Genomic DNA, 9,414 nt, shown 5'->3' with positions numbered 1-9,414 from the left:
CGAACCGGCCGCCGCCGGCCCGGCCGCCGGAGCCACGGCCCGCGCCGCCGTCGGACTGCGCCGTTGCGCCCGGCAGCGGGATCATGTCGTACCAGTCGCCGCCGATCTGGAGCCCGCCACCGGTCGGCACATACCGCGCCGCCACCGCCATCCCAGGGATCTCAGGACCGAGCGTCGGCATCATCGTGCGCTGGAGGCCCAGCGACAGCTCACGCTCGGTCTCGGCGAGAGAGGCACGGGCCAGCGCCTGCGCCAGCATCCGCGCCACCGTCGTCAGCACGGACCGCTCGTCGGGCGAGAACGCGACCCGGTGCTTGAACCCGGCCATCCAGCAGCCCAGCGTGCGTCCCGACGCGACCAGCGGCAGATAGGCCCACGAGCGCCGCTCGAAGCGCCGCACATACTGCCAGGCAGCCGGATAGCGGCTCTTGTACGCCTCCGGTGACGAGAGATAGACGGCCCGCCCGTTCCGTACGACCTCGGCCGCCGGATAGTCCGTGTCGACCCGCATGTCCTCGAAGGGAGCCGCGTCCCCGGGATCGTGCCCGTGGTGGCCGATGATCGTCAGCCGCTCGCCGGAGACACCGAAGACCGCGAGACCGTCCGGCGAGAAACCCGGCATGGACAGGGACGCGGCGACGCGCAGCACCTCGGCGGTCGAGCGGGCCTCGGCCAGCGCGCGGCCCGCGTCGAGCAGGAAGGCCTCGCGGGAGCGGCGCCAGTCGCCGGTGACCGGGCTGCCCTCGACGGCGGTTCCCGGCCGCACCTCCGCGACCTCCTGGATCGTGCCGTACAGCTCGACGTACGGCGGGCCCTCGGGCTCGCGCCTGACGACCGTCCTGGCCCGGGACCGTACGGTACGGAGCACCCTGCCGTTCTCGTCCATGATCCGCAGCCGGGCCTCGGCGAGCGTGTGTTCGGCGATCGCGAGATGGACGATGCTGTTGATCTCGATCCAGTCGACCGGATGGAACCGGGCGCGTGCCGCGGCCAGCGTGAGCACCACGGGCTCGGCGGGCAGCCCGAGCAGCCGGGCCGCCTCCGCGTCGAAGGTGACCGTTCCGGAGGCGTTGTCCCAGCGCCACAGGCCGGTCGCGATCGCGGACAGGACATCCTCGGTGCGCATTGTCCCACTTTATGAATATCTGAGGAGCGGACGCCACCGAGGAGCGCGGAGTGGCCGGGCGGTAACCTCTCTTGTGCAGTACCGCATAACGAGGACTGCATGACGAGGCCACCTCCGACCCGCTAAGACTCCGACCCGCTAAGACTGGATGAAACGACGATGCATCGGTACAGGTCCCACACCTGCGGCGAGCTCCGCGCCTCTGACGTCGGCACCGACGTCCGGCTGAGCGGCTGGCTGCACAATCGCCGAGACCTGGGCGGCATCCTCTTCATCGATCTGCGTGACCACTACGGACTGGTCCAGCTCGTCGCCCGGCCCGGCACCGCCGCCAACGAGGAGCTGTCCAAGCTCACCAAGGAGACCGTCGTCCGGATCGACGGCACGGTCTCCGCGCGCGGTGCGGAGAACGTCAACCCGGAGCTGCCGACCGGCGAGATCGAGATCGAGGTCTCCGAGGTCGAGATCCTCGGCGCCGCGGGCCCGCTGCCGTTCACGGTCAACGCCGAGGATGGCGTCAACGAGGAGCGGCGCCTGGAGTACCGCTTCCTCGATCTGCGCCGTGAGCGCATGCACCGCAACATCATGCTGCGTACGGCCGTGATCTCGGCGATCCGGCACAAGATGACCGCGCTCGGCTTCAACGAGATGGCCACCCCGATCCTCACCGCGACCTCTCCCGAGGGCGCCCGTGACTTCGTGGTGCCCTCCCGGCTCAACCCGGGCAGGTTCTACGCGCTGCCGCAGGCGCCGCAGCAGTTCAAGCAGCTCCTGATGATCTCGGGCTTCGACCGCTACTTCCAGATCGCGCCGTGCTTCCGCGACGAGGATGCGCGCGCCGACCGCTCGCCGGGCGAGTTCTACCAGCTCGATGTCGAGATGAGCTTTGTCGAGCAGGAGGATGTCTTCCGCCCGATCGAGAAGCTGATGACCGAGCTGTTCGAGGAGTTCGGCGGCGGCCGTCATGTCACCTCGCCGTTCCCGAGGATCCCGTTCCGCGAGTCGATGCTGAAGTACGGCAACGACAAGCCGGATCTGCGGGCCCAGCTGGAGCTGGCCGATATCTCGGACGTCTTCGAGGGCTCCGAGTTCAAGGCGTTCGCGGACAAGCACGTACGCGCGCTGCCGGTCCCGGACACCGCCGGGCAGCCGCGGAAGTTCTTCGACGGGCTCGGCGAGTTCGCCGTCGAGCACGGCGCGAAGGGCCTGGCCTGGGTGCGGGTCGGCGAGGACGGCGCGCTGAGCGGCCCGATCGCCAAGTTCCTCACCGAGGAGAACGTCAAGGTCCTCACCGAGCGTCTCGCTCTCGTGCCCGGCCACGCCGTCTTCTTCGGCGCGGGCGAGTACGACGAGGTCTCCAAGATCATGAGCGCGGTCCGCGTCGAGGCGGCCAAGCGGTCCGGGCACTTCGAGGAGGGCGTCTTCCGGTTCTGCTGGATCGTCGACTTCCCGATGTACGAGAAGGACGAGGAGACCGGGAAGATCGACTTCTCGCACAACCCGTTCTCGATGCCCCAGGGCGGTCTGGCCGATCTGGAGACCAAGGACCCGCTGGACATCCTCGCCTGGCAGTACGACATCGTCTGCAACGGCATCGAGCTCTCCTCCGGCGCGATCAGGAACCATGAGCCCGAGGTCATGATCAAGGCCTTCGAGATCGCCGGTTACGACCGTGAGACCGTCGAGCACGAGTTCGCCGGCATGCTCCGCGCCTTCCGTCTCGGCGCGCCGCCGCACGGCGGTATCGCGCCGGGCGTGGACCGTATCGTCATGCTGCTGGCCGACGAGCCGAACATCCGCGAGACGATCGCCTTCCCGCTCAACGGCAACGCCCAGGACCTGATGATGGGCGCGCCGACGGAGCTGGCGGAGTCGCGTCTGCGGGAGCTGAACATCGCGCTGCGCAAGCCGGTCGCCAAGTCCGGCGAGTAGCCCGGCGGGCAGTACAGAGAGGGAAGAGGCCCGGGACCGGAAGGTCCCTGGCCTCTTCGTTCTTTTCTCGATGCAACCCGATCGGTGCGCCGACGCGTTTCACAGGCGTGGGAAACCGAACAGGACGGCGGGGGCGCGACGATGGATCCGGGCGAGGGCGACTTCGAGGCGTTCGTCGCCGCCCGGGGACCGCGACTGCTGCGGGTGGCGTGGCTGCTGACCGGCGACGCGTATCTGGCGGAGGATCTGCTCCAGAGTGCCCTGGCGAAGGTGTGGCCGAAGTGGTCGCGTATCTCCGGGGACCGGCCGGAGGCGTATGTGCGCAAGGCGCTGGTGCATCTGCACGCGTCCTGGTGGCGGCGGCGGTGGCGCGGCGAGCTGCCGTACGGAGAGCTGCCGGAGACGGCCGGGACCGTCGACGCGTACGCGCATGTGGATCTGGAGCAGTCGCTCGCCGCCGCTGTACGGGCACTGCCCGTGCGGCAGCGCGCGGTGGTCGTGCTGCGGTACTTCGAGGATTTGAGCGTCGAGGACACCGCCGAGACCCTGGGCTGTTCACCGGGCACCGTGAAGAGCCAGTCGGCGCGGGCGCTGCGTTCCCTGCGGGCGGCGCTGCCCGCGTCGGTGGCGGGTGGTGAGCGCCTTGGGTGAGCCGACGCGCGAGCCCGGCGCCGGGGCCGTGGACGACTACGAGCACGAGCGCGAGGACGAGCAGGAGCTGCGGATCCTGCTGGAACGGGCCGTGCCCAGGCTGCCCGCTCCGGAGGAGCGGCTGAGCCGCGTACGGGAGCGGGTCCGCCGGGCGCGGCGCCGACGCCGTACGGGAGGAGCCGTGGCGGCGGCCGTGACCGGGCTCATGCTGGCCGGAACGTTCCTTCCTGGTGCCCTGCGCGGCGGCCCCGAGTCGCTGCCGCCCGCGGCCCCAGGGCCCTCGGTGACCGAACGGCAGGATCTGACCGCGAGCCAGGGCTCCACCGAAAGCCCGGACCGGGCACCGAGCCGCGAGCCGTCCGCGCCCGGATCCCTGTTCCGGTTCGAACATGTGGCCGGTCTGACCTTGCGGCTGCCCGAGAACTGGCAGGCGGTGGACATGCCCGACGACGGCAAGCTCAAGCTGACGGCCCGGGGCTACGCCTCGTCCGAGCCGCTGACCGTGTACAGACCGGGACAGCCCTGCCCGATGAGGACGGAGGACGCGTGCCTGCCGCTCAAGGCGCTCGCACGCGGCGGCGCCCTGCTCACTCTCAGGCCCATGAGCGGGATCGACATGTCGGCCAAGGTCCAGCAGCCCGCGGTGCTGTACGCGTCCGCCGAACCTTCCAAGGGCTGCCGCGCTCTTCGCGGCACCGGCGAGTACACCGGTCTGCTCGGCGGTACGCCCGCTCCCTACACGGCCGTCGCCGTCACTCTCTGTGTCTCCGGCGACGCGCCGGGAACCGTCGAGGACGTCAGGGCGATGGTCACCGGCGCAGACTTCGGCAAGGGAACCGTGACGACTCCCCCGGCTGCTCCGCCGCCGACGGCAACCGCCGAGCGTCCCCTGAACGAGAAATGAAAGAGGCCCGCCTATGTCCGTCCGCTCTCTCCGTCCCGCGCGCAGCGGACCGCGGCCGGTAGCCGCGCGGTCCGTGGCCGCGTTGCCGATTGCCGCGTTGCCGGTCGTCGCGCTGCTGGTCACCGGCCTGCTGCTCACCGGCTGTGCGGGCACCGCGGACACCGCCGACAACGTCGGCTCCGCGCCGGGCGGGACGGCCACACCGGGCGGGACGGCCACGGAGAGCACGGACACCACTGGCACCACTGGCACCACCGGCTCCGCGGGCAGCACGGGCCGGTCCGCGCCCGAGGCGCAGACCGTCGAGCCGCAGGAGATCTCCGGCCTCGGTCCCGAGACCCGCGCCCAGATTCCTCAGACGGCCAATCAGGCCGTGGTGGTGCGAGGCGACGACATGGACTCGGACCGGTCCGTCGTCATGGTCTACGAACGGGACCCGGTCACCGGCTGGCGGCGCGTCACCGGGGAGTGGCCCGCGCACAATGCCCGGGAGGGCTGGACCGACGACCACGTCGAGGGAGATCTGCGCTCGCCCATCGGAGTGTTCGATCTGACCGACGCGGGCGGCAAACTGCCCGATCCGGGCTCGAAGCTCCCGTACGACCGAGGGCGCGCCTTCGAGGCGGAGGGCACCGGTTTCGAGGGCGAGTCGCTCGAAGGGACCTTCGACTATGTGGTCGCGATCAACTACAACCGGGTGCCCGGTACCACTCCGCTCGACTGGACCCGGCCGCTCGGCCAGGAGAAGGGCGGTGGTATCTGGCTCCATGTGGACCACGGTGGTCCCACTCAGGGCTGTGTCGCCCTGCCGCGCGAGCGTATGAAGGAGCTGCTGCGCACGCTCGATCCGGCGAAGCGGCCGGTGGTGGTGATGGGCGACGCGGCCTCGCTGAGCCTGTGACGCACGGCCCATATCCATGGCTGAGGGCCCGGGTCCTGAGCGCGTCCCGGGCCCTTCGTATGCCATGCCGTACTGCGGCGGCTACGCGACTACGCGGCCCGCTCCTCGCCGCCGAAGCGCTCCTTGTACGCCGCCAGATCCTCGTCGGTGATCTTGGCGAAGAGCACCGGCGGCACCGTGAACGCCGTACCGGCCGGGACCGCCGTCAGCGACCGCGCCTCCTCGGCCGTGACCCAGCTCGCGGTGTCGTCCGTCAGCGCGAACGCCTCGCGCATGGCCCTGGCGGAGGCCGGGATGAACGGCTCGGAGACCACCGCGTACAGATGGATCAGGTTCATCGCCGTACGGAGCGTGAGCGCCGCGCCCTCCTCGTCCGTCTTGATCTCCAGCCAGGGAGCCTTCTCCTCCAGATACGAGTTGCCCGCAGACCACAGGGCGCGCAGGGCCGCCGCCGCCTTGCGGAACTGGAGCGACTCCATCTGGCTCTCGTACTCCGCGAGCAGCCGCGCGATCTCCTGACCGAGCTTCGCCTCCGCCTCGCCGGCCGCCTTGCCGGCGGGCACCGCGTCGCCGAAGCGCTTGCGCGAGAAGGACAGGACACGGTTGACGAAATTGCCGAGGGTGTCGGCGAGGTCCTTGTTGACCGTCGCCGTGAAGTGCTCCCAGGAGAAGGACGTGTCGTCCGACTCGGGCGCGTTCGCGATGAGGAAATAACGCCAGTAGTCGGCGGGCAGCAGCTCCAGCGCGGCATCGGTGAAGACGCCTCGCTTCTGCGAGGTGGAGAACTTGCCGCCGTAGTAGTTCAGCCAGTTGAAGGCCTTGACGTAGTCGACCTTCTTCCAGGGCTCACGCGTGCCGAGCTCGGTGGCCGGGAACATCACCGTGTGGAACGGGACATTGTCCTTGGCCATGAACTCGGTGTAGCGGACGGTGTCGTCGGCCTCGTACCACCACGACTTCCAGTCGCGGATCTCGCCGTCCGCGGCGGCGTCCGCCCACTCCTTCGTCGCGCCGATGTACTCGATCGGCGCGTCGAACCAGACGTAGAAGACCTTGCCCTCGGCGGCCAGCTCCGGCCAGGCGTCGGCCGGGACCGGTACGCCCCAGTCCAGGTCACGCGTGATCGCGCGGTCGTGCAGGCCCTCGGTCAGCCACTTGCGCGCGATGGACGAGGCGAGCTGCGGCCACTCCGCGCCGTTCTCGTCGATCCAGGCCTCGACCTCGCCCGCCAGCTTCGACTGGAGCAGGAAGAGATGCTTGGTCTCGCGGATCTCCAGCTTGCTGCTGCCGCTGATCACCGAGCGCGGCTCGATCAGATCGGTCGGGTCCAGCACGCGCGTGCAGTTCTCGCACTGGTCGCCGCGCGCCCTGTCGTAACCGCAGTGCGGGCAGGTGCCGACGATATAGCGGTCCGGGAGGAAGCGGTCGTCGGCGACCGAGAAGACCTGGCGGATGGCCCGTTCCTCGATGAAGCCGTTCTCCTTCAGCCTGCGCGCGAAGTGCTGGGTGATCTCGCGGTTCTCCGCGGACGAGCTGCGGCCGAAGTAGTCGAACTTCAGCTCGAAGCCGTCGTAGATCGCCTTCTGGGCGTCATGCTGCTCGGCGCAGAAGACATCGACCGGAACGCCCGCCTCCTTCGCGGCGAGCTCGGCGGGCGTGCCGTGCTCGTCGGTGGCGCAGATGTAGAGGACGTCATGGTCGCGCTGGCGGAGGTACCTGGCGTACACGTCCGCCGGGAGCATGGACCCCACCATGTTGCCCAGGTGCTTGATCCCGTTGATGTACGGAAGGGCGCTGGTGATGAGGTGTCGAGCCATTGCAGGCTGCTCCCAAGTCGCTACATGGAGTGACCGATTGGTCTACGGAATGTCAATATCGTATCCGACCGTTCGGACACGAGTCGCCCGACTTATGAGGTGGGCCCAGGGCCGCGGCCGGCGGCAGGGAGCGTGTGGAGGCGGGTGCCGGTACGCGGAGAGCTTTGCGAAACACCCCGTGCCGTAGACAGGCCCATCCTGGGAGGAGAAGGGCATCATGCACGAGGCAGGCCACGAGGCGAGGGACGACAGCATGCGGGTACTGGTCGCCGAGGACGAGGAGGTCCTCGCCGAACTGGTGGCGACCGGACTGCGGCGCGCGGGATTCGCCGTCGACACCGTGTACAGCGGGGACGCGGCCCTCGCCTATCTCGGACTGCACGACTACGACGTCGTCGTCCTCGACCGCGATCTGCCCCGGGTCCATGGCGACGACGTCGCGCGCAAGCTGGTCGCCGAGTCGTCCCGTACGCGCATTCTGATGCTCACCGCGTCCGCGTCCATGGAGGACCGCGTCGAAGGGCTCGACCTGGGCGCCGACGACTATCTGGGCAAACCCTTCGACTTCCCGGAGCTGGTCTCCCGGGTGCGCGCCCTGCGGCGGCGCAGCGCAAGGCCCGTACCGCCGCTGCTGGAGCGGCACGGCGTACGGCTCGACTCCGTACGGCGGACGGCCTCGCGGGACGGTCGGGCGCTGGATCTCTCGCCCAAGGAGTTCTCGGTGCTCCAGATCCTGCTGGAGGCGGACGGCGCGCCGGTCTCGGCCGAGGAACTGCTGGAGCGGGCCTGGGACGCGCACGCGGATCCGTTCACCGGAGCGGTACGCGTCTGTCTGAGCAAGCTACGGGCCAAACTCGGCGAACCTCCTCTCATCCGCACGGTTCAGGGTGTGGGGTACGCGCTGTGATGGGATACGCGCTGTGAAGACGACCGCACTCCAGCTGGCTCCTCGCTCCACCATCCGTACGCGGATAGCGCTGGTGTACGGCGGTGTCTTCGTCGTCCTCGGCGGCTGTCTGCTCACCGTCGTCAATCTGCTCGCCGGCGCGGGCACCCAGAACGAGGCGCAGGAGATGGTCGCCCGGGTGGTTCCCGCCCAGGTGGCGCCCGCGCTGCCGGTCACCCCGGTGCGCGGGCTGATCAGCGAGCAGCGGATCGCGCCCATCACCGTCTACCGGCTCACCGACAATGTCACCGACGCGGCCTCGGACGAGATGCTCTTCTGGTCGGTCGCCGCGCTGCTGGTGATGGCGGCGTGCGCGGTGGTGGTCGGCTGGTGGACGGCGGGACGGGTGCTGCGGCCGGTGCACGCGATGACGGCGAAGGCCCGCCGGCTCTCCGAGCACAATCTCCACGAGCGGATCGGCGCGAGCGGTCCCGACGACGAGCTGAAGGAGCTCGGCGACACGCTGGACGCGCTGCTGGCGCGGCTGGAGAAGGCCTTCGACAGCCAGCGCCGGTTCATCGCCAATGCCTCGCACGAGCTGCGGACGCCGCTGGCGACGCAGCGGACCGCGATCCAGGTCGGCCTCGACGACATGTGCACGCCGGACGAACTGGCCCGTACGAAGCAGACGTTGCTGGACAACAACCGGCGCAGCGAACAGCTCATCGAAGGGCTGCTGGTGCTGGCGCGCAGCGAGCGCGAGGTGGACGACCAGGAGCTGGTCGATCTGGGGGAGGCGGTGACGGAGGAGGCGGCGCGCTTCGGTCTGGACGGAGCCGTGTCGGTGGCCGGCGCCGAGGTCGTACGCGGAAACCGGCTGCTGCTCGGGCAGCTCGTGGGCAATCTGCTGGCCAACGCGGTGACGTACAACGTGCCCGACGGGACGGTGGACGTCGAGGTCAGCGGCACGGCGCTGGTGGTGCGGAACACCGGGCCCGTGGTGGCGGAGGACGACATCCCGGCGCTGTTCGAACCGTTCCGGCGCGGCGAGGGCCGTGACCGGATGGGCCGTGGCGCGGGGCTCGGTCTGTCCATCGTGCGCTCGATCGCGGTGGCGCACGGCGGGAAGGTCACGGCGGCGCCGGGCGGCGCGGGCGGCGGTCTCGCGGTCACCGTGACGCTGCCGCCGGCCGCGGC

Annotated in this window: 8 protein-coding genes; 6 read left to right on the top strand and 2 right to left on the bottom strand. The window is 69.9% G+C overall.

The window, feature by feature from the left end:
- On the bottom strand, window positions 1-1,126 hold a 1,126-nt coding region (locus tag GA0115259_RS06320; RefSeq protein WP_141716467.1), incomplete at its 3' end, for a GAF domain-containing protein.
- 159 nt (window positions 1,127-1,285) lie between these two features.
- Between GA0115259_RS06320 and aspS the strand changes: the two genes are divergently transcribed.
- From aspS to GA0115259_RS06300, 4 genes are all read left to right on the top strand, one after another.
- Window positions 1,286-3,058 carry an aspartate--tRNA ligase gene (gene aspS / locus GA0115259_RS06315; RefSeq protein ID WP_093592074.1) on the top strand — a complete coding sequence of 591 codons (1,773 nt, stop codon included), beginning with the start codon at window positions 1,286-1,288 and terminating at the stop codon, window positions 3,056-3,058.
- A gap of 141 nt (window positions 3,059-3,199) precedes the next feature.
- Complete coding sequence (locus tag GA0115259_RS06310; RefSeq protein ID WP_093592071.1) at window positions 3,200-3,709, top strand: SigE family RNA polymerase sigma factor; 510 nt, start codon at window positions 3,200-3,202, stop codon at window positions 3,707-3,709.
- Window positions 3,702-4,613: a hypothetical protein gene (locus GA0115259_RS06305; RefSeq protein WP_093592068.1), complete on the top strand. Its 912-nt coding sequence runs from the start codon at window positions 3,702-3,704 to the stop codon at window positions 4,611-4,613. Before GA0115259_RS06310 ends, GA0115259_RS06305 begins: the two co-directional genes overlap by 8 nt.
- A 73-nt stretch (window positions 4,614-4,686) precedes the next feature.
- Window positions 4,687-5,514 carry a L,D-transpeptidase family protein gene (locus tag GA0115259_RS06300; RefSeq protein WP_256097927.1) on the top strand — a complete coding sequence of 276 codons (828 nt, stop codon included), beginning with the start codon at window positions 4,687-4,689 and terminating at the stop codon, window positions 5,512-5,514.
- Window positions 5,515-5,603: 89 nt separating this feature from the next.
- Here GA0115259_RS06300 and metG read toward each other — a convergent pair whose 3' ends face one another.
- The gene (metG, locus tag GA0115259_RS06295) at window positions 5,604-7,331 is read right to left on the bottom strand and encodes a methionine--tRNA ligase (RefSeq protein ID WP_093592062.1); all 1,728 of its coding nucleotides are present in this window, start codon (window positions 7,329-7,331) and stop codon (window positions 5,604-5,606) included.
- A gap of 253 nt (window positions 7,332-7,584) precedes the next feature.
- Here metG and GA0115259_RS06290 point away from each other — a divergent pair, with 253 nt between their 5' ends.
- Both GA0115259_RS06290 and GA0115259_RS06285 read left to right on the top strand, forming a co-directional pair.
- The gene (locus tag GA0115259_RS06290) at window positions 7,585-8,238 is read left to right on the top strand and encodes a response regulator transcription factor (protein ID WP_202449718.1); all 654 of its coding nucleotides are present in this window, start codon (window positions 7,585-7,587) and stop codon (window positions 8,236-8,238) included.
- A 13-nt stretch (window positions 8,239-8,251) separates the two neighbouring features.
- A partial coding sequence (locus GA0115259_RS06285) for a sensor histidine kinase (RefSeq protein ID WP_256097926.1) occupies window positions 8,252-9,414 on the top strand: 1,163 nt, incomplete at its 3' end.

It is taken from the genome of Streptomyces sp. MnatMP-M17 (genome assembly GCF_900091995.1).
GTDB lineage: Bacteria > Actinomycetota > Actinomycetes > Streptomycetales > Streptomycetaceae > Streptomyces.
This window is presented reverse-complemented; position numbering and strand designations above follow the sequence as displayed.